Genomic DNA, 23,467 nt, shown 5'->3' with positions numbered 1-23,467 from the left:
GCCGGGACGCGATGCGACCGCGAACGGTTGCATGATCGGGTGAACGCGATGGCCGGCGATGCGTGTCGCTGGCCACGACAAAGCGGTGCTTCGCGACGGGCAGTGCGACCCGCGCGTCACGTCATCCGCGCTCTGCCGCACCCCACGACGCACCTCACGGAGCGCCTCACGCCGCGCCCGCCATCCGCGCAGCATCGACGAGCATCTCCACACCGAGGCCGCCCAGCACCATCCCCATCGCCCAGCGCTGCGCCAGCAGCAGCGTCGGACGCCCATGCAGGAACTTCGCGATGCGGCTCGAGCAAATCGCGACCATCCCGTTGGCCGACGCGAACGCGGCGATCAGCAGCGAGCCGAGAAAGAGCGACTGGCCGAACACGCTGCCTTGCCGGTAGTCGATGAACTGCGGCAGCAGCGACACGAACAGCATCGCGAGCTTCGGATTGAGCACGCTGGTCGTCGCGCCCATCGCGAGCAGCCGCAGCGGCTGCTCGCTCGGCAGCGCCTTCACCTCGAACGGCGAACGGCCGCCGGGGCGGACCGCCTGCCACGCGAGGTACAGCAGGTACGCGGCGCCGACCACGCCGAGCACGGTGCCCGCGTACGGCACGCTCAGGAACAGCGTGGTGATCCCGAACGCCGCACCGAACATGTAGAACAGGTAGCCCACCATCACGCCCGCCAGCGAAATCAGCCCGGCGGTGCGCCCCTGCGCGATCGAGCGCGACATCACGTAGACCATGTTCGGCCCCGGCGTGACCGCGAGCATCCCGCCGATGACCAGAAATCCGTAAAGCGAGCCGGTGGTATGCATGGTTGTCGTTTCCTGCGATGAACGTCGATGGCATTCATTGTCCGACCGTGGAGGTGCCCAGTAAAACGGGATAAACTGAATCGATTGATCAGATTTTCTGAGGAAAATGAAAAAGCTCGATCTCGATGTGCTGGCGATGGTGGTGGCCGTGACGGAGTCCGGTTCGTTCGCGCAGGGCGCGCAAGCCGTGCACCGGTCGCCGTCGGCGGTGAGCATGCAGATCAAGGCGCTGGAAGACGCGCTCGGCAAGCCGCTGTTCATCCGCGATACGCGCAACGTCACGGCGACCGACGACGGCCGCATGCTCGCCGAGTACGGCCGCCGGATGCTGGCGATGCGCGACGAGGCGTGGGCGTCGGTCGTGCGCCCGGAGATCAGCGGCCGCGTGACGATCGGCGTGCCCGACGACTACATCTCGTCGCTGCTGCCGCAGGTGCTGGGGAAGTTCGCCGCGATGCATCCGCGCGTGGAAGTGCGCGTGATCGGCCAGCCGAGCAGCGCGCTCGTGCCGATGCTCAAGGACAACACCGTCGATCTCGCCTGCCTCACGCGCATCAAGGGCGTGACCGGCGAACGGGTTCGGCTCGAGCCGATCGTGTGGACGGGCTCGGCGAAACGCAACGTATGGGAGGAGCGGCCGTTGCCGGTCGCGTTCTTCACGCACGGCGGCAGCATGGCGCGCGACCATGCGGTCAAGGCGCTGAACCGGCAGCACATCCCGTACCGGATGTCGTACGAAAGCCCGAGCTTTCTCGGCCTCCTGAGCATGGTCGAGGCCGGCCTTGCCGTCGCGCCGCTCGCGCGATGCAGCATTCCCGCGCATCTCGTCCAGCTGTCGCAGAACGAAGGGCTGCCGCCGCTGGGCGAGCTTGAAGTCGTGCTGGCGCGCAGCGCGCAGTCGGCGCGCCCGCCGTGCGACTACCTTGCCGAGCAGATTCTCGACGAATGGCGTGCATGACCGCGCGGCGGCGCGCAGCCGCGGCGTTGCCCGCTGTCGAGATTCAGCACGACTTCAGCAGCCATTCCCTGAATGCCGCCAGCGACGGCAACGTGTCGTTTTCCGGCGGATACACGAGGTAGTAGCTGCGCTGGCTCGTGATCGCGTCGCCGACCGACACGAGCTCGTTGCGGCCCAGCTCGTCTTCCACCAGCACCTTCGGCACGAGGCCGATCCCCATCCCCGCGCGCACGGCCTGGATCAGGTGCGACGTCAGCTCGAAGCTCGGGCCGATCCGCATCTCGCGATGATCGAGCCCGAAATGCGAGAACCATTCCGCCCACGCATGCTGATTGCTCGTCACCCCGAGCAGCGTTTGCCCGGCCGCCCACGCCGGCGCATGCGGACCGGCCTCGCGGCCGCCGTCCGCGTCGGGGCTCGCGATCGCGATCAGGAACTCGTTGTACAGCCGGTGCGCGTGCAGGCCGGGCCAGTCGCCCGCGCCGACGGTAATGGCCGCGTCGAGATCGTCGGTATGGAAATCGATGCTGCCGATCCGCGAGTGCAGGTGCACGGTCACGCCCGGATGGGCGGCGTAGAAGTCGTGCAGGTGCGGCAGCAGCCATTTCGAGCCGAAGGTCGGCAACGTGGCCAGCCGCAGCGTGCCGGCCCCGGCGTGGTGCGACATGGCCTGCAGCGTCGCGCCGCGGATGCGCCCCAGCGCGCCGCTCAGCTCGATGAAGTAGCGGCGCCCGACCTCCGTCAGCTTCACGGAGCGGCCCTCGCGCCGGAACAGCGGCACGCCGAGCTGATCCTCCAGCGTCTGGACCTGCCGGCTGATCGCGCTCTGGCTCAGCGACAGCTCATCGGCCGCGCGCGTATAGCTCTCGTGCCGGGCGGCCGCCTCGAACACGAGCAGCAGCGACATGGACGGGGTCAGACGACGATAATTCATGAGTTTTATGCAAGTTTTGCCGGGGGAGAATTCGTTTGTTTCTCGTGCGGATTAGCAAGATACTGGATTTCCGGCGTGTATGGAATCTTGCTCAAAACTCATGTTTCTGACCTGACGGCGCACCGGCTCCACCTACCTTTCGCGTTTATCCCATGTCGATCGCTCCGTTGCCCCGTCCCGCCAGCCCGCCCGAAAGCCGTTACCGCGATTTTCTCGCTGCCCTCCGGGCCGCCGGCTTCGCCGGGGACATCCGTGCAGATCACGCGAACCGGACCGTGCAGGCCACGGACAACTCGATCTACCAGCGGCTGCCGCAGGCGGTGATCTGTCCCGCGCATGCGGACGACGTGCGGCTCGTCGCGCGGTTGCTCGCCGAACCCGCGCATCGCGACGTCGCGGTAGCCGCGCGCGGCGGCGGCACCGGCACCAACGGGCAGTCGCTGACCGACGGCGTGGTCGTCGACCTGTCGCGCAACATGAACCGGATCCTGGAGATCAACGTCGCCGAGCGCTGGGTGCGCGTGCAGGCGGGCGTCGTCAAGGATCAGCTCAATGCCGCGCTGAAGCCGCACGGCCTATTTTTCGCGCCGGAGCTGTCGACGTCGAACCGCGCGACGGTCGGCGGGATGATCAACACCGACGCGAGCGGGCAGGGCAGCTGCACGTACGGCAAGACGCGCGACCACGTGCTCGCGCTCGACTTCGTGCTGATGGGCGGCGAGCAACTGCACAGCGACGCGCTCGCGGACGACGAACTGGCGCGCCGCTGCGCGCGGCAGGACCGGATCGGCAAGGTGTATCGCACTGCGCGCCGCATCGCCGATGAAAAGGCCGCGCTGATCGATGCGAAATTTCCGAAGCTCAATCGCTGCCTGACCGGCTACGATCTCGCGCACCTGCGCGAGGCGGACGGCCGCTTCAACCTGAACAGCGTGCTGTGCGGCGCCGAAGGCTCGCTCGGCTTCGTCGTCGAGGCGCGCCTCAACGTGTTGCCGATCCCGAAGTATTCGGTGCTGGTGAACGTGCGCTACGCGAGCTTCATGGATGCGCTGCGCGATGCGCGCGCGCTGCTCGAACTGAAACCGCTGTCGATCGAGACGGTCGACTCGAAGGTGCTGATGCTCGCGATGAAGGACTTCGTGTGGAGCAGCGTCGCCGAGTATTTCCCGCAGGACGACCCGCGTCCGACGCTCGGCATCAACCTGATCGAATTCAGCGGCGACGACGCGCAAGACGTCGATGCGCGGGTGCGCGCGTTCGTCGATCATCTGCGCACCGATACGCGCGTCGAGCGGCTCGGCCATACGCTCGCGAGCGGCGACGACGCGGTGAAGCGCGTGTATGCGATGCGCAAGCGCGCGGTCGGCTTGCTCGGCAACGTGCAGGGCGAAGCGCGCCCGCAGCCGTTCGTCGAGGACACCGCGGTGCCGCCCGAAAACCTGGCCGCGTACATCGCCGAATTCCGCGCGCTGCTCGACGGCCACGGGCTGCAGTACGGGATGTTCGGCCACGTCGACGCGGGCGTGCTGCACGTGCGCCCGGCGCTGGACATGAAGGACCCGAAGCAGGCGGCGCTGGTGCGTCCGGTGTCGGATGCGGTGGCCGCGCTCACGCAGCGCCATGGTGGCCTGTTATGGGGCGAGCACGGCAAGGGCGTGCGCTCCGAATATGCGCCGGCGTTCTTCGGCGAGCTGTATCCGTCGCTGCAGCAACTGAAGGCCGCGTTCGATCCGCACAACCAGTTCAACCCCGGCAAGATCGCGACGCCGCCGGACAATACGCTGCGGCTGCTGAAGATCGACGAGGTGCCCACGCGCGGCGACCACGACCGGCAGATCGACGAGCGCGTGTGGCAGAGCTACGGCACGGCGATGCACTGCAACGGCAACGGCGCGTGCTACAACTTCGACCCGGACGACGCGATGTGCCCGTCGTGGAAGGCGACCCGCGAACGCGTGCATTCGCCGAAGGGGCGTGCGTCGCTGATGCGCGAATGGTTGCGTCTGCAAGGGCAGGCCGGCGTGGATGTGGTCGCCGCGGCGCGCGCGCGGCAGCCGTGGCTGAGCGGCCTCGCGACCCGCTGGCGCAACAGCCGCGCGGCGCGCAACGGCGAAGCCGATTTTTCGCACGAGGTGTACGACGCGATGGCCGGCTGCCTCGCGTGCAAATCGTGCGCGGGGCAGTGCCCGGTCAAGGTCAACGTGCCCGAGTTCCGCTCGCGTTTTCTCGAGCTGTATCACCAGCGTTATCTGCGGCCGGTGCGCGACTACCTGATCGGCTCGCTCGAATACACGATGCCGTGGATGGCGCGCGTGCCTGCGCTGTACAACGGGCTGATGCGTGCCGGCTGGGTGCGCACGCTGCTGGAACGGCACGTCGGCATGGTCGACAGTCCGCTCTTGAGCCGCTTCGATCTCGCGGCCGTGATTCGCCAGTGGCGCGTGCGGCCCGCCGAGCCGCAGGCGCTCGCGGCGCTGACCGATGCGCAACGCGAACGCAGCGTCGTCATCGTGCAGGACACGTTCACGCGCTATTTCGATACCGAGCAGCTGGCGACGCTGATCGAGCTGGCGGCGCGCGCGGGCTTCCAGGTGTGGCTCGCGCCGCTCGCGCCGAACGGCAAGGCGCTGCACGTACAGGGCTTTCTCCGCGCATTCGAGAAAGCGGCGATCCGCAACGCGACGCAACTGGCCGCGCTGGCGCGATCGGGCGTCGCGCTCGTCGGCCTCGATCCGGCGATGACGCTCACGTATCGTCAGGAGTATCTGAAGGTGACGAGGCTCGCCGATGTGCCGAAGGTCGCGCTGCCGCAGGAGTGGTTGCTGCACGCGCTGCCGGAAGCCGGCGCGGACGCGGAAGTGGGCGGGGCGTCGTACCGGTTGCTGCCGCACTGCACCGAGAAGACCAATGCGCCCGACAGCGGCAAGCAGTGGGCGCAGGTGTTCGCGCGTCGCGGGCTGCGGCTGCAGGTGCAGGCGACCGGGTGCTGCGGGATGTCGGGGACGTACGGGCACGAGGCGCGGAATCTGGCGACGTCGAAGGTGATCTACGCGCAGTCGTGGCGCGCGCAGGTGGATGCGCCGGAAGAACATGGCGAAGCGCTGGCGACGGGGTATTCATGCCGCAGCCAGGTGAAGCGGCTGTCGTCGAAGCAGGTCCGGCATCCGTTGCAGGCGTTGCTCGATCATGTGCGGGCGGGCCAGGGATGAGCGCGGAACGGACGAAACGTCGGTTCGCCCGCCCGGTAGCCGCTGCATCACGCCGCGACGCGTGAGCGTCGTGCACGGGCTGGATTGCTGCCGCGCACACGTGCGCCAGGCCGGCGCACGACAGGAACCCGCATGTCGCGGGGCCGTCCGGAATGAACCGCATCGCACCCACGACGCGCATATTTCCATATATGGAAAAAAATTCCGGCCTATGGGGATCGATTGACCCCCTCCGAAACGCGCACTTATAGTCCCGGTGAACTCTGCAGGTCCGCGAGGACCTCAACGAACCGGGATGTCAACGTGCGCCACTATCAGAATTTTGCCGACAACCACTTCAACGAGTCGGCCCGAACGCCTTCGATCGAAGTCTGCAATCCGGCCACCGGCGACATCGTGGCCACCGTCGACAGCACCAGCCCGGAAGACGCGGACCTGGCCGTTCAGGCCGCCGCGGCCGCGCAGAAAAAGTGGCGGCGCCTGCCGGCCATCGAACGCGCGAAAGTCCTGTACCGGCTGGCCGATGCGCTGATGGCGCGTGCCGATGCCATTGGCCACGCGCTTGCGCTCGAATCCGGCAAGAGTCCGCAGCATGCGCGTGCCGAGGTCCAGTACGCGGCGGAAGTCACCCGCTACCACGCGGAGTGGGCGCGCCGCATCACGGGCGAGATCATCCCGAGCGACAACGCGGGCGAGAACCTGATGCTGTTCCGCGAGCCGATCGGCGTCGTGGTCTGCCTGATTCCGTTCAATTCACCGGTCTACACGCTGATGCGCAAGCTCGCGCCGGCGCTCATCACCGGCAACACGGTGGTGGTCCGGCCCAGCAGCTACACGCCGTGTTCCGCGCTGGAGATCGCGCGTGCGGTGCAGGACGCGAACGTCCCGGCCGGCGTCGTCAACATCATGGCCATGAGCCATGTGGTGGCCGAGCAGATCTGCACCCATCCCGCCGTGGGCATGATCACGCTGACCGGGAGCGTCGGTGCCGGCCGCAAGGTGCTCGAATATTCGCAGGTCAATATCGCGAAAGTGGCGCTGGAGCTAGGCGGCAAGACGCCCGCGATCGTCGAGCCGGATGCCAATCTCGAGCAGGCGGCGGCCGATATCGTGCGCTCCAAGACCACCAACTGCGGGCAGCTCTGTACCGCGGTCGAGCGTGTCTATGTGCACGAGGAGGTCGCCCCGAAGCTGATCGCGCTGTTGCGCAACCGCATGCGGGAGCGCCAGTGGGGCGACCGCAGCCAGCATCACGACTGGATGGGGCCGCTGATCCACGACAACGCGCGCCTCCATATTCACCAGATGGTGGAACGGGCGATCGACGACGGCGCGGTGCTCGAGTGCGGTGGGGCGATTCCGGCGGGCAAGGGCTTCTTCTATCCGCCGACGCTGCTCACCGGATGCCGCCAGGACATGGAAATCATCCAGGAAGAAACCTTCGGGCCGGTGCTGGGCGTGGTGACCTACCGGACGCTCGACGACGCGCTGGAGATGGCGAACGATCACCAGTTCGGCTTGGCGTCGATGATCTACAGCGAGAACCACCGCACGATCATGCGGGTCGCGAACGAGATCGAGGCGGGCGAGTGCTACGTGAATCGCGTGCCCGACGATCCGTACCAGGGCCATCACGGCGGCTGGAAGCGCTCGGGCATCGGCGGCGACGATGGCCAGCACGGGATGCTCGCGTTCACGCAGACGCGGCTGGTGGTCGTGCCGTACTGATCGCGTAACGGCCTATCGAGGCACCGGTCGGGGCGTGCTGCACGCAGCGTCGCCCGGGCCGCATGGACCGGAGCCGGGAAGCAACCGATGTTTTCCGGACTACTGATCAATTGGAGAGTGAAGCACCGTAGACGTAGCGCAGATTGTCGAGGTTGTCATGCAATACCGGTCCGGCGGACCGGATACGACGCAGTAAAAAAAATGGAGACGTCATGACAGTATCAATCGATTCCCCCGAACGGGCGCTGGCCGAGGCGTCCGGCGCCGGTTCCAGGCTGGTCCGCTATTTTCAGCTGGCCGTGCTCACGCTTGCAGCGGGCGCGCTGTATCCGCTGCTGTACCTGCGCCAGAACTTCGAAAACACGCTGCTGCAAGCGTTCCACATCACGCCCGATCAGCTCGGCGAACTCTATTCGATACTCGGCATCGCGTATGTGGTGACCTATATCCCCAGCGGATGGCTGGCCGACCGCGTGAGCTCGCGCTGGCTGGTCCTGTTCTCGCTGGGCGCCGTGGGCCTGCTCGGCCTGTGGTTCGCCACCTATCCCGACGCGTCGATGCTGCGCTGGATCTATCTCGGCTGGGGTGTTGCCGGCGGGCTGACGTTCTGGTCGGCGATCCTGCGCGCCGTCAAGCTGCTGGCGACCGATCGCGAACAGGGCCGCTTCTTCGGCATCCTCGACGGCGGACGCGGCCTCACCGAGGCCGTCCTCGCGTCGATCGCGGTGGCCATCTTCGCCCACTACGCAAGTCTCGCGCCGCAGCTCGCGCTGCGCCCGGTGATCCACATGTACGCGTATACCTGCCTCGGCATCGGCGTGCTCGCCGGGCTGATTCTGCCGAACGACCGCAACCGGGCCCGCGAATCCGGCGCCGCGCGGCAGGGCGGGCCGTCCGCGTTCGGCGACTTTCTCATGCTGATCCGGATACCGGAAATCTGGCTCGTCAGCCTGATCGTGCTGTCGGGCTACCAGCTGCTGTGGGCCACGTTCTCGTTCTCCAGCTATATCCAGGCGCACTTCTCGGCGTCGGCCGTGCTCGCCGGCGAACTGACGGTCATCAAGCTGTGGATGCGCCCGATCGGCGCGATCGGCGGCGGCTTTCTCGGCGATCGTTTCTCCAACGTCGACGTGCTCGGCGGCGGCATGTTCGCGGCCGCGATCGCGTGGATGCTGTTCGTGCTGGTGCCCGGATCGGTTCCGGTGTGGCTGCTGGCCGGCTGCATCGTCGTGCTCGGGCTGATGACCTATTCGGTGCACGGGCTGTACTGGGCCATCGTCGACCGCTGCCACGTGCCGGCGCGCGTGACCGGGCTGGCGATCGGGATCATTTCGATGGTCGGCCTCTCGCCGGACGTGTTCCTGCCGATGATCAGCTCGGCGATTTCGCGCCGGTTTCCGGGCGTGTTCGGCACCCAGCTCTACTTCACGTACATCGCCGTGTGCTGCCTGGCGGGCAGCGGGCTCGTGTACGTCTTCAAGAAACGCACCGCGCATTACCGTTTTCCGGGCCGCTGACCGGTGCTGCCCCGCATGACGGTTCAACCATCGCACGTTACTAGGCAATCACATGAAAATCACCTCGCTTGAAACCTATGTCGTCGCCGTGCCGCCCCCGTACATCGGCGGCCGCTACTGGATCTTCGTCAAGCTGAAGACGGCATGCGGCATCGAGGGGGTGGGCGAAGTCTACGCGGCCAGCTTCCATCCGGACGTGATGGAGGCCGCGATCGCCGACGTCTACCAGCGCTACCTCGAGAATCACGATCCGCACCACATCGAGCGCTTTTTCCGCGAGGCCTATTCGAGCGGCTTCACGCAGCGGCCCGACCCGAGCATGATGGGGATCGTGAGCGGCCTCGAGATGGCGTGCTGGGACATCATCGGCAAGGCGGCGAACAAGCCTGTCTACGAACTGATCGGCGGCAAGGTGAACGAGCGGCTGCGCTCGTATACCTACCTTTATCCGAAGACGGCCGACGGCGAGTACAGCCACGACTACGAGGATGTCGAACTGTCCGTGCGCTGCGCCGAGGAATACGTGAAGCAGGGCTTCACCGCGATCAAGTTCGATCCGGCCGGCCCCTACACCGCGTACTGCGGCCACCAGCTCAGCCTCGACCTGCTGGAACTGTCGGCGACGTTCTGCCGGCGGCTGCGCGAGGCGGTCGGCACCCGCTGCGACCTGATCTTCGGCACCCACGGGCAGATGACGCCGTCGGCTGCCGTGCGGCTCGCCCGCTACATCGAGCCGTACGACCCGCTGTGGTTCGAGGAGCCGGTTCCGCCGGGCCAGTCGGAAGCGATGGCGCGGGTTGCGCAGAAAACCAGCATCCCGGTGGCGACGGGCGAGCGGCTTACCACCAAGTACGAATTCTTCGACGTGCTGCGCAACAACGCGGCATCGATCCTGCAGATGAATCTCGGCCGCGTGGGCGGCATCCTGGAGGCGAAGAAGATCGCGAGCCTGGCCGAAGTGCATTACGCGCAGATCGCCCCGCATCTCTACAACGGCCCGATCGGCGCCGCCGCGAGCATCCAGCTCGGCGTGGCGTCGCCCAATTTCCTGATCCAGGAGAGCATCATGCGCTGGGAAGGCTTCCATGCCGAGATCCTGAAGCAGCCGATCGCATGGGAGGACGGCTACATCATTCCGCCGACGGCGCCGGGCCTCGGCGTCGAGCTCGACATGGACGTCGTCCGCGCTCACATGCCGTATACGAGCCGCCGCCTGCACCTGACCGTATCCACGCAGCCGTTCGACGTGAAGGCGGGCCCGTCGGACAGCTGGAAGGCGCGCTACGCAGTCGACAAGGAGTAGGCACCGGTGGAGGCGACAAGTTTTGACTACATCATCGTGGGCGCCGGTTCCGCAGGCTGCATCCTCGCCGATCGCCTGAGCGAATCGGGCCGGTTCCGGGTGCTGCTGCTCGAAGCGGGCGGCGAGGACAAATCGATCTGGCTGCGCATGCCGCTCGGATTCGCGAAGCTGTTTCATCACCGCAAGTACAACTGGCGTTATCAGACGTCGCCGCAGTCGGAGCTGGCGGGGCAGCGCGTCTACACGCCGCGCGGCAAGGTGCTGGGCGGCTCGGGTGCGATCAACGCAATGATCTACGTGCGCGGCCAGCGGCGGGATTTCGACGACTGGGTCGCCCAGGGTAATCCGGGCTGGGGCTGGGGCGATGTGCTGCCCTGGTTCAAGCGGCTGGAATCCCACCATGCGGGCGATACCGAATGGCACAGCGGCAGTGGCAAGATCCGCATCACGCGCGATCCGGTGCATCCGATCTGCGAGTCGTTCTTCGATGCGTGCACGCTGCTCGGCTATCGCTTCAACGACGATTTCAACGGCGAGCGCCTCGAGGGCGTCGGCGTCTACGACATCAACACGCGCGACGGGCAACGGGATTCGTCGTGTACGGCCTACCTGCATCCCGCCAGGAAGCGCGCGAATGTCGTGGTGTACACGGATGCGCTCGTGGAGCGCGTGCTGTTCGACGACACGCGCACGGCGACCGGCGTCGAGGCCCTGATCGGCGGCCACCGTCAGCGCTTTGCCGCGCGCCGCGAGGTGATCCTTTCCGCCGGCGCCGTGGAGACGCCGAAACTGCTGCAGTGCTCGGGTGTCGGGGATGCGGCGCTGCTGATGCGGCATCAGATTCCCGTGGTCCACCATAGCCCGGCGGTCGGCCGGAATCTGCAGGACCATCTGTGCGCATCGTATTACTTCCGCGCCACCCGTCCGACTGTGAACGACGAGGTGCGCGGCCTGACCCGGCAGGCAGGGGCCATGCTCCAGTACCTGTTCCGACGCAAAGGGATCTTCGCGACGACGGCGAAGGCCGGCGGTTTCCTGCGCACCAGCGACGCGGAACCCGTGCCCAACATGCAGCTCTACTTCAATCCGCTTTCGTACGTGCTGCCGGAGTCGGGCGGCATGCCGCGCGTCGAGCCGTACTCGGGCTATACGATCTTTTTCTCGCCGTGCCGGCCGACGAGCCGCGGCTCCGTCGAGCTCACCAGTGCCGACGCGCGTGAGGCGCCCCGGATCGATCCGAATTACCTGTCGACCGAACACGATCGCCGCGAGGCCGTCGCGGGCAGCCGGCTGGTGCGCGAGCTGACTGCAACGCCTTGGCTCAGGCAGGTGACGGCGGAAGAAGTGCGCCCGGCGGGAGCCGTGTCCGACGACGAGAGCATGCTGCGGTTCTTTCGCGAGCAAAGCGGATCGGTGTACCACCTGTGCGGATCGTGCGCGATGGGTCGCGACGTGGAGCGCACGGTCGTGAACAGCCGGCTGCAGGTGCACGGCGTCGCGAACCTGAGGGTGGTGGACGCGTCGGTGTTTCCGAACATCACGTCGGGCAACATCAACGCGCCCACGATGATGGTCGCCGAAAGGGCGGCGGCATGGATCCTGGCAAGCGCCGCCGACTGAAGCGGCTCGACGGAGACGAAGGCAAAGCCGATAGAATGATCGCCTATGAATGCACCCGATCCACTTCCCGAAGCGAAATCCAGGACCCCGGCAGTGGACGGGGCGCTGGACATTCTGGAAACGCTGGTTCAGTCGACCTGGCCGCTCACGCTGACCGAGATCGCCGAGCGCGTGAATCTCCCGGTGACGAGTTGCCACCGCATCATCGGTACGCTGCTCCAGAGGGGGATGGTGGTGCGCGACCTGCGCCGTCGGAAAGCCTATTGCGCCGGCGCGCGGCTTTTTCAGATGGCGTCCGTCGCCTATCTGCAGCAGCCGATCGTGCCGCTGTTCCACCCGATCGCCGATGTGCTGAAGAACGAACTGCACCAGAGCGTGAACCTGAGCGTGCAGGCGGGTTCCCATGCACTCGTGGTCGCGCACGTCGCGTGGCCGTTCGCTGACCCGTTCGGTGTCTACGTGGGCCTGTCCGATGCGCTGCACCAGTGCGCGGCCGGCAAGGCGATGATGAGCATGCTGCCCGCCAGCGTGCAGCAGCACTACTGGGCCGAGTTCATGGCGGGGCGGGGCGCGAGAGCCGTGTCCCCTGCGGCCGGTAGCACGGAGTGGATGAATGAGCTCGCGGAGATCAAGCGCGTCGGCTATGCGCTGAGCCGCCCGGAAGCGGGTTCCGGCGTATGCCATCTCGCGGCGCCGGTACTCAATCGTCGCGGCGAGCCGCTGGCGGCGATCGGCGTTTCCCTTGCCGTGCAGCACGACATTCGCCCGTATGTCACGCCGCTGATCCAGGCGACGTGGCAGCTTTCCGCACGGCTCGGATAGCGGCCGTCCCGCCTGGGGAAGCCGCGACCGGCAGTGAGATACGGCGCCCAGGCCGCGCTTGCCGGGACGGGCCCGCCGGGCGTGGCGGCCGCCGTGCGGGCCGCGAGGCCCCGTGCCGGTCTTGCGAGAAGATACCGGGCGCGCCCCGATCCTGAAAGTTGCAACTAACGGTCGATCAAGACGGTCGCTTCGGATAAGGGCGGTTCAACGAGGTGCCGGCAGAGCAAGGAGGGGCGGGCAAGATTCGGGCGGGAGGCGCGAACCGGACGGGGGAAGTAAGCGACGCGGTGGATGACTGAGAGGTCAGGTCTTGACTGACGCAGATAAGGGGAATGCGCAAGCCGCGCCGTCTGTGTGGTGCTGCATTTCGCTGCGTTATGCCGGCACTCGTGGCCCGACCTGATGGATCCGGGCCCGAGCTGGCGCGCGGCCACCGGCGCCCGCAGCGGCTTGCCTACGACTCGGGGTCTTCGTCTTTCCCGGCACGAGGGCCGTTGCCCGCCGCCGGAAACGCCCCGACCCCGCGCGGCCGTTTCGGCTCGATCTTCGTGCGCCGGATGACCTTGCGAAAATCGATTTCGTGGGCCGCCAGCGCGCCGATCAGCGTCGCGATGACCGCGAGGTGCGACGGAACCGTGCCCTTGCTCGAATAGTTGGTGATGGAACTTTCGTTCATCCTGATCAGGCGGGCAAACTCCCGCGCCGTCAACTGCGCTTTCTTCAACTCCTGTTGAAATTCCGCATACGCCATTGCGCACATGTTGCTTCCTCTCCGCAAAACTTGCATCGGCCCGCGCGGCGCCGGCGCCGACGGGCGGCGTTCCCGTCGTGCCGGCGTCGCGGGGAGTTACATCTTCACCTGGTCGAGGAAGGTCTTCTTGCCGCCCTTGTAGCCGTAGATCGAGATGATCCCGTGCGTCAGGTCGCCCTTCGAGTCGAACGTCGTCGTGCCGATCACGCCGTCGTACTTCGTCGACGGCATCGCGGCGAGGATCTTCGCCGGATCGGTCGAATTCGCGCGCTTCATCGCGTCGACCGCGATGTAGACCGCGTCGTACGCGAACGGCGCATCGAACTTGATGCCCTGGTTGAAGCGCTTCTGGTACTTGGCGAGGAAGGCCGCGCCGCCCGGCATCTTCTCGAGCGCCGCGCCGGCCTGCGAGCACAGCACGTTGTCGGCTGCGGGGCCGGCCAGATCGGCCAGCGAGTCGGTGCACACGCCGTCGCCGGACAGGATCCGCGCGCGCAGGCCCAGCTGCTTCGCCTGCTTCGCGAGCGGGCCGCCGGTTGCGTCCATGCCGCCGTACATGATCGCGTCGGGGTTCTCGCCCTTGATCTTCGTGAGAATCGCGCGGAAGTCGACGGCCTTGTCGTTGGTCGCGTCGTGCGACAGCACCTTCAGGCCGAGCGCCTTCGCCTTCTTCTCGAACTCGTTCGCGAGACCCTGGCCGTACGCGGTCGAATCGTCGACCACCGCCACGCTCTTCACGCCCTTCGACTGCGCGTAGCTCGCGAGCGCCGGGCCTTGCTGCGCGTCGGTCGCGACCACGCGGTAGGTGGTCTTGAACCCTTGCTGCGTATAGGTCGGGTTCGTGGCCGACGGCGAGATCTGCACGATGCCCGCATCGCTGTAGATCTTCGAGGCCGGGATCGACGTGCCCGAGTTCAGATGGCCGATGACGGCGACGACCTTGTCGTCGACGAGCTTCTGCGCAACCTGCGTGGCCTGGCGCGGGTCGGCGGCGTCATCCTGCGCGTCCAGTTGCAGCGTGATCTTCTGGCCGCCGATCGTGAGCCCCTTCGCGTTGATTTCCTCGACTGCGAGGCGCGCACCGTTCTCGTTGTCCTTGCCGAGGTGCGAAATGCCGCCCGTCGTCGGTTCGACGCTGCCGATCTTCACGACCTGGTCGGCCATCGCGCCCGACGCGGCCGCGAACGCGGCGGCAGCCAGTGCGACGGTAACCAGGGGTTTGCAGCGCATGCCGACAGTGCTTCGTTCCATCTGCCATCTCCGTTGATTGATATTTCTACTGACGTCCGGCCAGCCGGAAACCCTTGTGAGGCGGTCGGTTTGCCGGACGAGTCTCCATGACCCATGACGGGTTCGGCTTGCATGTCGCCGGCCGTCGAATGCGGCGAAAACGCCGGCGTCGAGCATGCCCGGGCGAGCGGGCCGTTTCGTCAGACGACATGCAATTGGTATGAATATATCCGAACCTGTTTCCGCACGCGTCGGCGAATTGCGCGGCCTTGCGCAAATGTGACGCGATGGCGCGGCCGTTTCGTCGCCCGTTGCGCACGCGCGCCACCGTGTTGCACCGTCGATGGCTTCGATTATTCGACCGGGCCGATGTCGATGACCATGCACAGTGCGATGCAATCAATCGCGAACTGTTCGGTTGATTTGTCTGCACAGTTCCTGATTGTTCGTGCGATCGTTGTGCAGTTTATGCAACTAACGGTCAAGTCCGACAGCATCCGCAAATGGGTGCGGGGCGGGCCGCACAGCGTGTATATTTCCGCTTTGCAGATGCGGGGCCTTGATCGGTTTTCCGCTGCCGGAGCGTTCGAGCCGGCATCGCTCTCCGGCCAAGCCAGCGAAGCCGCACGCCTAGGTCCGTCCGCGCAAGGCCACGAAGATCACGCCCGCAATCGCCAGCAGGCCGCCGCACACCGTTTCGATACCGGGCCGCTCGCCCGTCAGCGCCATCGACAACACCGTCGCGACCGCCGGCGTCAGATAGAGGAAGTTGGCGGCGCGTGCCGCGCCGAAGTGGCCGAGCGCGAAGGTCCACGTCGCGTAGCCGAGCGCGGCGGGAAACACGCCGAGCACCAGCACCGCGAACCCCGTATCGCGCGACGCGCCGCCGAGCGCCGCCAGCGCGCCGGGCAACCACGGCGTGAGCAGCAGCGCGCCGGCCAGCAGCGTGTAGGCGGCGCAGGGCAGCGCGCCGTACACGGGGATCATGCGCCGCTGCAGGACGAAATAGCTGGCCGAGCACAGCGCCGCGCCGAGTATCAGCGTGCTGCCCGAGCCGAGGACGAGGCCGCCCGGCTGACCGTGCGCGATCACCGCAATGCCGGCGAGGCTGACCAGCGATCCGAGCCAGCCCCAGCGATTGAAGCGTTCGTGCAGGAACACCGCGGCGAGCAGCGCCGTGAAGATCGGCAGCGTGTTCACGATGAAGCTCGCAGCGCCGGCCGACACGGTCTGCTCGCCGGTATTGAGTAGCGCGTTATAGAGCGCGATGCCGAGGAAGCCGCACGCGAGAAAGCGCAGCGCATCGCCTTTCGCGGGTATTGGCGGCCGTCGCCACGCAAGCCACGCGATCACGAGCACAGCCGCGGTCGCGAAGCGCGCGGCCGCGAGCTGCAGCGGGGCGAGCCCGTGCAGGCCGATCCGGATGAACGGGAATGCGGATGCCCACGAGAGGATCGTGAAAGCGACCGCGCCAGCCGCGACGAGCGGTAGTCGCGCGCTGCGCGACGACGAAGAGGAAATCGTATTCATGCGCCCATGGTGCGGCGTGGCGAGATGCTAAGCTAGCGCACAGATCAACATGCGAGTGTGAATATGGCTCACAGCTCGGTTCGGCGGCGAGCCGGCGACGCAGCGCATCTCCGCCAGGTTGCGGATGCATTGTCGGTCTCGGCCCCGGGGCCGAGACCGCCGCTCGCGAGTCTTGAGACGGTCTGCACGGTCGCGCGCCAGGGTTCGTTTCTCGCGGCCGCCGAGGTGTCCGGCGTCACGCACGGCGCAATCAGCCGGCGCGTGGCCGCCGTCGAGAACTGGCTGGGCCTCGCGCTGTTCGAGCGTCACGCGCGCGGCGTGCGCCTGACGCCGGACGGGCAGCGCTTCGTCGGCCGGATCGAGCAGGCGTTCGCGATCATCGACAGCGCGGCCGACCAGTGGCGCTCGCCGCGTACGCCGCGCCTTGTGCGGATGAGCGTGGTGCCGGCGTTCGCGCAGCTGTGGCTGTTCGAGCGACAGCACGTGCTCGAGCGTGCGGAGCCGGCGTTGCAGATCGATCTGCATATCGGCCTGCGCAACGTGGATATCGCCGGCGGCGAAGCGGACCTGTCGATCCGGTACGGGCGCGGCAACTGGCGTCAGCTCGACACGCGCCCGTTCATGCCCGAGACGCTGTACCCGGTCGCGCATCCGCGGCTCGCCGCGCAACTGGCTACACTGCGCCGTCGGGGCGGCGATGCCGCGCTGCTCGAGATGCCGTTGCTGCACGACTCCGACGTGACCGGGTGGCGCACGTGGTTCGACGCGCTCGGCATCGCGTTCAAGCCGCGTGCGCAGGATCGCCGTTTCGAGGATTACAACCTCGTGCTCGCGGCGGCCGAAGCGGGGCTCGGTGTGGCGCTGGCGCGCACGCCGCTCGCGGACGCGTATCTCGGGCGCAGCGCGCTGGTGCGGGTGAGCCGTCACGAGGTCGATTCGTTGCTCCGGTATCACTTCGTGCATGCGAAGGGGGAGAATCGACCGGAAGTGCTCGCGTTGATGGAGCGGATGCGGGCGGCGCTGGAAACGGCAGGACCGGCGGCATGACGTCTGCTACCGAGTGGCTCGACGAGCCGCCGGATGCGGTTGCCGCTCGACCGTGGCCGCCGGATCGTCGACAATGCGACCGCGGAAATCCGCGAGACAATGCGCGAGATCCAAGAGACGAACGAGAATCGAGACTTTTTGCAGCCGTGTGGATGCACAGGAAATGAGTAATGAATAGACCAGACAAGTCGTCGAAAGCGCGTGCGGCGCTCGATCAGCTGTTTTCGGGCATGGCGCCCGCGGACGCGCAGCGCGCGTCGCGTCCGGGCAATCCGTTCGAAGCGGCTGACGATGCGACGGGTGCCGACGGCCGGTACGAAGTCAAGCTGTCGACCCGAATCCAGCTGCGCGGCTATCCGAGCGCGGATGCGTTCATGAAGCGCATGGCCGAAGCGTGGGGCCTCGACTGGGGCACGTACGACAGCGTTCAGGCGCTGGCGACGCTGCCCTCGGGGTGGCGTTCGCGCCGCCTGCCGGAAGTCACGCAGGTCGTCGACGGGCGCGATATCGTGCGCGCGGAAAGCAGCCTGCAGGGCGGCGAACTGTCGTATCTGAAAGTACATCCGCGCTATTACATCGATGCGCGCAAAGGGTTCGGGTGGAGCAAGTCGTCGAAGGCCTCCGACGATCCGGATCTGGATGGCCCCGACTGGAACTGCTACGTGATGGATCGGGAAAAATCGGTCGAAGTGCACGAGCTGCGGACGTCGTCGTCGAAGGCCGATCTCGACAATGCGCGCGCGACGTTGCTGAAGTGGCTCGACGAGCACTACCCGAAGCATCGCGATCCGTTCGCGTACTGGACGGATTGCGACCGGCCTTTGTAATACTGCGCCGCCGCGGCTCCGTCACGCACCGCCGATCGTCACGGTGAAGGGTGAAGGGCAATTGAAGCCAACTGGTCCGATTCCGATTCTGTGGGCAGCGTTCGGCGCGGCGGTCGGCTCGACCGTCGTCGAATTGCTGCTGTGGTGGATCGTCGGCGACGACGCCATTCACAACCTGCTGCGCGATGCGCGCCTGACGGCCGCCATCGCGATGGGCCGCCGTGCCCTCGGTTCGTCCACCGGCTTCGATCCAGTCATCATGGGGGTTGCGACGCTGGTGCATGCCGCGCTGTCGCTGGCCTATGCGGCCGTGCTGGCGAAAACGATTCGCGGCCTGTCGCCCGGGCCCGCGCTCGTCGTGGGCGGCGTGTTCGGGCTCGTGCTGTACGGCGTCAATCTGTACGGATTCACCGCGATTTTCCCGTGGTTCGTTCAGGTCCGCGGCGGGATCACGTTGATCGCCCATCTGGTATTCGGGATCATGGCCGCAGCCGTTTACCGCATCGTCCGCCGCGCGCCGCGCGCATGACCGTCGGCGGTTGCCGCGCCGCCGCTCTTTTGCATCACGACCCTTGGAATAACCCGGCTTGTTCTATCGTTTCATGGTCGGGTGACCCTATACGAAGCCAGGCGCCGTCCGTGATGCCAAGGGTCGAATGGTCGGGGGCAACCATGCAGGAGCCGATCATGTGCAACGTGTTTCGGTTCGGGATGGGCGTCGCCTGTCTCGGATGTTCGGTGTGCGTGCTGGCGCAAACATACGACGGCCCGCCGGACGAAAGCGTTCGTTGCCGTGCGGTCGTCGCGCAAGCGGAAATCGACGGCACGGAGCAGCAGGTCGTTGGCCGGGCGTGCCGACAAAGCGACGGCACCTGGCAGATGGAGCAGAGCCTCGATGGCAGCATCGTGTGGTATCCGGACACCGCCTATCCGTACGCCGACCCGTGGTACTGGGGGCCGGCGGTTTTCGTCGGCACGGGCGTGAGTTTCGTCTTCATCGACCGCTTCCACCATCGCCGTCACTTCGATCACTTCGGCCATTTCGACGGAGTCGGGCACGGCCGCATCGGCGTTCCGATGGGCACGGGTTTTCACCATGGCCCGGCCTTCGTCGGCGGCATGCGACGGCGTTAGACCTGCGCGCGTGGCGCGCGGCGGCGGACGCACACACCGACATGCGTCCGCCGGGTCGTCGCGATGCGACGGGTGTCGTCAGAACTTGTGGCGAATGCCGACGATCGCGAGTTCCTGCGTATCGGTGCCCGAGTTCACGCCGTACGAGCCGACCGAAGCCGCGGCCTTCACGATCGCGCCGCTCGCGTTCAGCGTGTTGCCGCTCGCCTTCTGGTAGCCGAACAGCGCGTACACGTCGGTGCGCTTCGACAGCGCGTAGTCGGCGCCGAGGTTCACCTGGTTGTAGTGCGCGGAGCTCGGGCCCGTCAGCGACGTGTAGTTGTAGCCGACGCCCGCGCGCAGTGCCGACGTGAACTGCCAGTTGAAGAACGCCGAGCCGTTGTTGAACTTCGCGTTCTGCGTGAAGGCCGACAGCGTGTCCGCGCCATACTGCGTGTTCGAATACGCGAGGCCGAAGGTGGCCGGCCCGGCCACGTACTGGCCGGCCACGCGCACGATCTGGATCGACTTCGCGCTCGAGAAGCCCTGGTTGATCACGGTGTTGAACAGCGTGTCCGAACTGCTCGACCACGTGCGCACGCCGCCTGCCACCGTCGTGCCGCCGTTCGCGAAGAAGTAGCCGGCGCCGAGCGACAGCGGGCCGTTCGCGTAGCTCAGGCCGAAGCTGTACGTGCGGCCGTTGCCGGTCGCGCCCGCGACGCCGCCGAAGCCGTACAGCGCGGCGAACTGGAAGCCGGAGATCAGCGGGCTCGTGTACTTCACCGAGTTGCTCACGCGCAGGCTGTTGTCGTAGTTGTCGAGGTCGCCCGGCGTCGCGAAGACGCCGCCGAAGTAGTTGTCCTCGGTGAGGCCCTGCACGAGATCGACGACCGGATCGTACTGGCGGCCGAGCGTCACGGTGCCGTACGTGCTGCTGCCGAGGCCGACGATGGCCTTGCGGCCGAATTCGCGATTGCCCTGGCCGAGCGCGCCGGTGCCGATGTTGAAGCCGTTCTCGAGCTGGAACAGCGCGGACAGGCCGCCGCCGAGATCCTCGACGCCGCGCAGGCCCCAGCGGCTGCCCGACAGGTTGCCGCTGCCGAACTTCACGAGGCTGGACGCGTTGGTGCCGTTGGCGTTCTGTGCGTTGTGCACGTACGCGATGCCCGCATCGGCGATGCCGTACAGCGTGACGCTGCTTTGCGCGTGCGCGCCGGTGGTGTAGAGCGCGGCCGGCAGCGCGAGCAGTGCGAAGGAACGGATTCGTTTCATTGTTGGATTCCCCGTTGGTCGGTAGGTCTGACGAGTCGGTGAACGATACGGGCTGCGCATCGTCGAGGGAACCAATAAATTGTCGAATCGTTATGAGGTGGCGCGGTGATGGGTGTGCGTGCAACGTTCAGGCGGCCGATGCACGTCAGTGGCGATCGTTGCGGGATCCGAACAGGCGCGGCTGCGCGGCGTTCAACGCGTCGTCCGCTTGCGGCTCGCCGGGAAAAATCCCGTCGCGATCGGGCCACAGCAACTGAACGCACGGGAAGTCGTCGTTGCCGTAGAACCAGCGGTTCCAGCCGAGATGATCCTCGTAGTGCACCTTTTCCACCGGCATGAGCAGCGCATTCGCGTTGCCGTAGACCGATGCCGTGACTTCTCCGACCGGCGGCGGCGTGCCGGCCGCGACCATCCGGTAGACGTCCCACAGCACGTCATGAACGACGCGCGCCGGCAGCGAAAACACGATGATCTCCGGGAAGCCGTGGTTGACCCAGAGCCCGGTCGTGAACGAGAAACCCGGTTCGCCGCCTTCCGCGAACACTTCCGTGCGGAACCAGCCGTGCTTGCGAATCTGATTCACGAATCGCTGCTCGTCTTCCGCGAGCACCGAATCGGGTGCGTCCAGCGCGGTGGCGATATCCGGTCGAGTGGTCATATGGACTCCGTGGATTTCGTTTCGGTCGATACGAAAGTGGGCGATGTCGTGCGCCTATTGCACGGCATCCACCGTCTCGCCGAGGAACCCGCCGCTCTGATGCGCCCACAGTGCCGCATAGATGCCGCCGGCCTGCAGCAGTTCGGCGTGCGTGCCTTCCTCGACGATGCGCCCTTCGTCGAGCACGATCAGCCGGTCCATCGCCGCGATCGTCGACAGCCGGTGCGCGATCGCGATCACCGTCTTGCCGCTCATCAGGCTGTCGAGACTGCGCTGGATCGCCACTTCGACTTCGGAGTCGAGTGCGCTGGTCGCTTCGTCGAGCACGAGGATCGGCGCGTCCTTGAGCATCACGCGCGCGATCGCGACACGCTGCCGCTGGCCGCCCGACAGCTTCACGCCGCGCTCGCCGACCTCGACGTCGTAACCGCTGCGTCCGTGCCGGTCGCGCAGCCGCTCGACGAAGTCGGACGCTTCCGCGCGCACGGCCGCGTCGTGCATCTCGCGCTCGGTCGCGTCGGGGCGGCCGTACAGGATGTTCTCGCGCATCGTCCGGTGCAGCAGCGACGTATCCTGCGTGACCATCCCGATCGCGGCGCGCAGGCTGTCCTGCGTCACGTGCGCGATGTCCTGCCCGTCGATGCGGATCGTGCCGTCGTCCACGTCGTAGAAGCGCAGCAGCAGGTTCACGAGCGTCGACTTGCCGGCGCCGGAGCGGCCGATCAGGCCGATCCGCTCGCCAGGCCGGATCGTCAGGTTCAGCCCGTCGAACACCGGCGTGTCGTTGTCGTCGTGCGCGAAGCGCACATTGTCGAACACGATGCCGCCGCGCTGCACGGCGAGCGCCTTCGCGTCCGGCGCGTCGACCACGCTGCGCACCTTGGTCAGCGTGTTGATGCCGTCCTGGATCGTGCCGACGTTCTCGAACAGCTCGGTCATTTCCCACATGATCCAGTGCGAATAGCTCGACAGGCGCAGCGCCATCGCGATCACGGCCGCGACGACGCCCGCGCTCGCCTCGCCGTGCATCCACAGATAGAGCGCAAGGCCGGTCGAGCCGACCAGCAGCAACGTCGACAGCAGATGATTGACGATCTCGAACGCGCTGACGAGCCGCATCTGCGCGTCGCCGGTCGCCTTGAACGCTTCCATCGCACGCCGCGCATGATCGGCTTCGCGCCGCGTATGCGAGAACAGTTTCACCGTCGTGATGTTCGAATACGCGTCGGTGATGCGGCCCGTCATCAGCGCGCGCGCATCCGCCTGCTGGCTGCCGACACGGCCGAGGCGCGGCACGAAGAACGCGCAGGCGACGCCGTAGCCGAGCGCCCACAGCACGAGCGGAATCATCAGCCGCCAGTCGAAGCTGGCCGCGAGCGCGAGAATGCCGATCAGGTACGCGGCGACGCCGATCACGACGTCGACCGACATGAACAGCGCGTCGCGCACCGCGAGCGCGGTCTGCATGATCTTGGTCGTCACGCGACCCGCGAACTCGTTCGCGTAGAACGACAGGCTCTGGTCGAGCATCAGCCGGTGAAACAGCCAGCGCAGCCGCATCGGGAAGTTGATCGCGAGCACCTGGTGCTTGACCATCGTGTGCAGCACGATCAGCAGCGCGCTGCCGGCGAGGATCGCCGCGAAGCCGGCGAGCGTGCCGAAGTGGCGGCCGCCGAAATCGGCCGGCGTCGACGACGACAGCCAGTCGACCACGCGCCCCATCATCGCGAACAGCGCGGCCTCGTATCCGGCGAGCGCGGCCGACGTCAGCGCGATCAGCAGGATCCAGCTGCGCGCGCCTTTCGTGCACGCCCAGACGAACGAAAAGAATCCCTTTGGCGGCGTGGCGGGATCTTCGAGCGGGAATGTCGGCAGGCGCCGTTCAAACCACGAATACATTGAAACTTCTCCTTGATGCGGCATGGGCTATCGGGCCGGCCGGTCTTGCGTGTGTTCGCGAAGCGGCGCGAGATGTGCCGGTGCGGCTCGGCGATCTCGCGCGGTTCGGCTGCGAGTGTCGCATCGATTCGTTTCGGCTGCATGCCGGTTGCCCGAATGGCCGCGCCGGACGCCGCCACAGCCGCGCCGCCCCTATTGTTGGTACGATCGCGCGTATCGTCCACGCCGGCGTCGC

Annotated in this window: 19 protein-coding genes; 11 read left to right on the top strand and 8 right to left on the bottom strand. The window is 66.7% G+C overall.

Annotated elements, in window-relative coordinates; all coding sequences use genetic code 11:
• Positions 1 to 166: 166 nt before the first annotated feature.
• Positions 167 to 814: a LysE family translocator gene (locus tag BME24068_RS16400; RefSeq protein ID WP_174926675.1), complete on the bottom strand. Its 648-nt coding sequence runs from the start codon at positions 812 to 814 to the stop codon at positions 167 to 169.
• Positions 815 to 920: 106 nt separating this feature from the next.
• Between BME24068_RS16400 and BME24068_RS16395 the strand changes: the two genes are divergently transcribed.
• Positions 921 to 1,772: a LysR substrate-binding domain-containing protein gene (locus tag BME24068_RS16395; RefSeq protein WP_174926674.1), complete on the top strand. Its 852-nt coding sequence runs from the start codon at positions 921 to 923 to the stop codon at positions 1,770 to 1,772.
• Between the two features lie 43 nt (positions 1,773 to 1,815).
• On the opposite strand, the gene BME24068_RS16390 is transcribed toward BME24068_RS16395, so the two are convergent.
• Positions 1,816 to 2,706: a LysR substrate-binding domain-containing protein gene (locus BME24068_RS16390; RefSeq protein WP_174926673.1), complete on the bottom strand. Its 891-nt coding sequence runs from the start codon at positions 2,704 to 2,706 to the stop codon at positions 1,816 to 1,818.
• Between the two features lie 152 nt (positions 2,707 to 2,858).
• On the opposite strand from BME24068_RS16390, the gene ydiJ reads away from it, so the two are divergent.
• The 6 genes from ydiJ to BME24068_RS16360 all read left to right on the top strand — a co-directional run bounded on the left by ydiJ (position 2,859) and on the right by BME24068_RS16360 (position 12,905).
• Positions 2,859 to 5,915, top strand: coding sequence for a D-2-hydroxyglutarate dehydrogenase YdiJ (ydiJ, locus tag BME24068_RS16385; RefSeq protein WP_174926672.1), 3,057 nt, complete (start codon positions 2,859 to 2,861; stop codon positions 5,913 to 5,915).
• A 303-nt stretch (positions 5,916 to 6,218) separates the two neighbouring features.
• Entirely contained in the window at positions 6,219 to 7,643 is a 1,425-nt protein-coding gene (gene aldA / locus BME24068_RS16380; protein WP_174926671.1) for an aldehyde dehydrogenase, read from the top strand.
• Between the two features lie 212 nt (positions 7,644 to 7,855).
• On the top strand, positions 7,856 to 9,160 hold the full coding sequence (locus BME24068_RS16375; protein WP_096508057.1) for an MFS transporter: 1,305 nt from the start codon (positions 7,856 to 7,858) through the stop codon (positions 9,158 to 9,160).
• A 52-nt stretch (positions 9,161 to 9,212) separates the two neighbouring features.
• The gene (locus BME24068_RS16370; protein ID WP_096508058.1) at positions 9,213 to 10,463 is read left to right on the top strand and encodes a mandelate racemase/muconate lactonizing enzyme family protein; all 1,251 of its coding nucleotides are present in this window, start codon (positions 9,213 to 9,215) and stop codon (positions 10,461 to 10,463) included.
• A 6-nt stretch (positions 10,464 to 10,469) separates the two neighbouring features.
• Positions 10,470 to 12,083 (top strand): GMC family oxidoreductase, encoded by a 1,614-nt coding sequence (locus tag BME24068_RS16365; protein WP_096508059.1) that lies wholly within the window; start codon positions 10,470 to 10,472, stop codon positions 12,081 to 12,083.
• Between the two features lie 45 nt (positions 12,084 to 12,128).
• A complete protein-coding gene (locus BME24068_RS16360) occupies positions 12,129 to 12,905 on the top strand; it encodes an IclR family transcriptional regulator (protein WP_174926670.1) in 777 nt (258 codons plus the stop codon).
• A gap of 454 nt (positions 12,906 to 13,359) precedes the next feature.
• Here the strand turns inward: BME24068_RS16360 and BME24068_RS16355 are convergent, their stop codons facing one another.
• From BME24068_RS16355 to BME24068_RS16345, 3 genes are all read right to left on the bottom strand, one after another.
• Positions 13,360 to 13,665, bottom strand: coding sequence for an XRE family transcriptional regulator (locus BME24068_RS16355; RefSeq protein WP_174926669.1), 306 nt, complete (start codon positions 13,663 to 13,665; stop codon positions 13,360 to 13,362).
• An 87-nt stretch (positions 13,666 to 13,752) separates the two neighbouring features.
• Positions 13,753 to 14,907 (bottom strand): branched-chain amino acid ABC transporter substrate-binding protein, encoded by a 1,155-nt coding sequence (locus tag BME24068_RS16350; protein ID WP_096508062.1) that lies wholly within the window; start codon positions 14,905 to 14,907, stop codon positions 13,753 to 13,755.
• Positions 14,908 to 15,516: 609 nt separating this feature from the next.
• Positions 15,517 to 16,416 carry a DMT family transporter gene (locus BME24068_RS16345; protein ID WP_115531481.1) on the bottom strand — a complete coding sequence of 300 codons (900 nt, stop codon included), beginning with the start codon at positions 16,414 to 16,416 and terminating at the stop codon, positions 15,517 to 15,519.
• Positions 16,417 to 16,473: 57 nt separating this feature from the next.
• Here BME24068_RS16345 and BME24068_RS16340 point away from each other — a divergent pair, with 57 nt between their 5' ends.
• From BME24068_RS16340 to BME24068_RS16325, 4 genes are all read left to right on the top strand, one after another.
• Positions 16,474 to 17,463, top strand: coding sequence for a LysR substrate-binding domain-containing protein (locus BME24068_RS16340; RefSeq protein ID WP_115531480.1), 990 nt, complete (start codon positions 16,474 to 16,476; stop codon positions 17,461 to 17,463).
• A gap of 170 nt (positions 17,464 to 17,633) precedes the next feature.
• A complete protein-coding gene (locus BME24068_RS16335; protein ID WP_096508571.1) occupies positions 17,634 to 18,290 on the top strand; it encodes a nitroreductase in 657 nt (218 codons plus the stop codon).
• Positions 18,291 to 18,351: 61 nt separating this feature from the next.
• Complete coding sequence (locus BME24068_RS16330) at positions 18,352 to 18,819, top strand: sodium:proline symporter (protein ID WP_096508572.1); 468 nt, start codon at positions 18,352 to 18,354, stop codon at positions 18,817 to 18,819.
• Between the two features lie 158 nt (positions 18,820 to 18,977).
• Positions 18,978 to 19,424 carry a hypothetical protein gene (locus BME24068_RS16325; RefSeq protein WP_096508617.1) on the top strand — a complete coding sequence of 149 codons (447 nt, stop codon included), beginning with the start codon at positions 18,978 to 18,980 and terminating at the stop codon, positions 19,422 to 19,424.
• Positions 19,425 to 19,502: 78 nt separating this feature from the next.
• Here the strand turns inward: BME24068_RS16325 and BME24068_RS16320 are convergent, their stop codons facing one another.
• From BME24068_RS16320 to BME24068_RS16310, 3 genes are all read right to left on the bottom strand, one after another.
• Positions 19,503 to 20,675, bottom strand: coding sequence for a porin (locus BME24068_RS16320; protein WP_174926668.1), 1,173 nt, complete (start codon positions 20,673 to 20,675; stop codon positions 19,503 to 19,505).
• A gap of 145 nt (positions 20,676 to 20,820) precedes the next feature.
• Positions 20,821 to 21,333, bottom strand: a complete 513-nt coding sequence (locus tag BME24068_RS16315; RefSeq protein WP_096508574.1) for a DUF4262 domain-containing protein — start codon at positions 21,331 to 21,333, stop codon at positions 20,821 to 20,823.
• A 54-nt stretch (positions 21,334 to 21,387) separates the two neighbouring features.
• Complete coding sequence (locus BME24068_RS16310) at positions 21,388 to 23,232, bottom strand: ABC transporter ATP-binding protein (RefSeq protein WP_174926667.1); 1,845 nt, start codon at positions 23,230 to 23,232, stop codon at positions 21,388 to 21,390.
• Between the last annotated feature and the right edge of the window lie 235 nt (positions 23,233 to 23,467).

Origin of the sequence: Burkholderia anthina (assembly GCF_902498995.1) — a bacterium.
Taxonomy (GTDB): Bacteria; Pseudomonadota; Gammaproteobacteria; order Burkholderiales; family Burkholderiaceae; genus Burkholderia; species Burkholderia anthina.
The sequence above is the reverse complement of the archived record's forward strand: the minus strand, read 5'-3'. Positions and strand labels throughout refer to the sequence as shown.

Bases quoted from the DNA above. Each gene is read 5' to 3' on its own strand.
- BME24068_RS16390 (WP_174926673.1), bottom strand. From the start codon at position 2,706: ATGAATTATCGTCGTCTGACCCCGTCCATGTCGCTGCTGCTCGTGTTC.
- BME24068_RS16315 (WP_096508574.1), bottom strand. From the start codon at position 21,333: ATGACCACTCGACCGGATATCGCCACCGCGCTGGACGCACCCGATTCG.
- BME24068_RS16325 (WP_096508617.1), top strand. From the start codon at position 18,978: ATGTGCAACGTGTTTCGGTTCGGGATGGGCGTCGCCTGTCTCGGATGT.
- BME24068_RS16310 (WP_174926667.1), bottom strand. From the start codon at position 23,232: ATGTATTCGTGGTTTGAACGGCGCCTGCCGACATTCCCGCTCGAAGAT.
- BME24068_RS16370 (WP_096508058.1), top strand. From the start codon at position 9,213: ATGAAAATCACCTCGCTTGAAACCTATGTCGTCGCCGTGCCGCCCCCG.
- BME24068_RS16395 (WP_174926674.1), top strand. From the start codon at position 921: ATGAAAAAGCTCGATCTCGATGTGCTGGCGATGGTGGTGGCCGTGACG.
- BME24068_RS16350 (WP_096508062.1), bottom strand. From the start codon at position 14,907: ATGGAACGAAGCACTGTCGGCATGCGCTGCAAACCCCTGGTTACCGTC.
- BME24068_RS16320 (WP_174926668.1), bottom strand. From the start codon at position 20,675: ATGAAACGAATCCGTTCCTTCGCACTGCTCGCGCTGCCGGCCGCGCTC.
- BME24068_RS16335 (WP_096508571.1), top strand. From the start codon at position 17,634: ATGAATAGACCAGACAAGTCGTCGAAAGCGCGTGCGGCGCTCGATCAG.
- BME24068_RS16375 (WP_096508057.1), top strand. From the start codon at position 7,856: ATGACAGTATCAATCGATTCCCCCGAACGGGCGCTGGCCGAGGCGTCC.
- BME24068_RS16345 (WP_115531481.1), bottom strand. From the start codon at position 16,416: ATGAATACGATTTCCTCTTCGTCGTCGCGCAGCGCGCGACTACCGCTC.
- BME24068_RS16360 (WP_174926670.1), top strand. From the start codon at position 12,129: ATGAATGCACCCGATCCACTTCCCGAAGCGAAATCCAGGACCCCGGCA.
- ydiJ (WP_174926672.1), top strand. From the start codon at position 2,859: ATGTCGATCGCTCCGTTGCCCCGTCCCGCCAGCCCGCCCGAAAGCCGT.
- BME24068_RS16400 (WP_174926675.1), bottom strand. From the start codon at position 814: ATGCATACCACCGGCTCGCTTTACGGATTTCTGGTCATCGGCGGGATG.
- BME24068_RS16355 (WP_174926669.1), bottom strand. From the start codon at position 13,665: ATGTGCGCAATGGCGTATGCGGAATTTCAACAGGAGTTGAAGAAAGCG.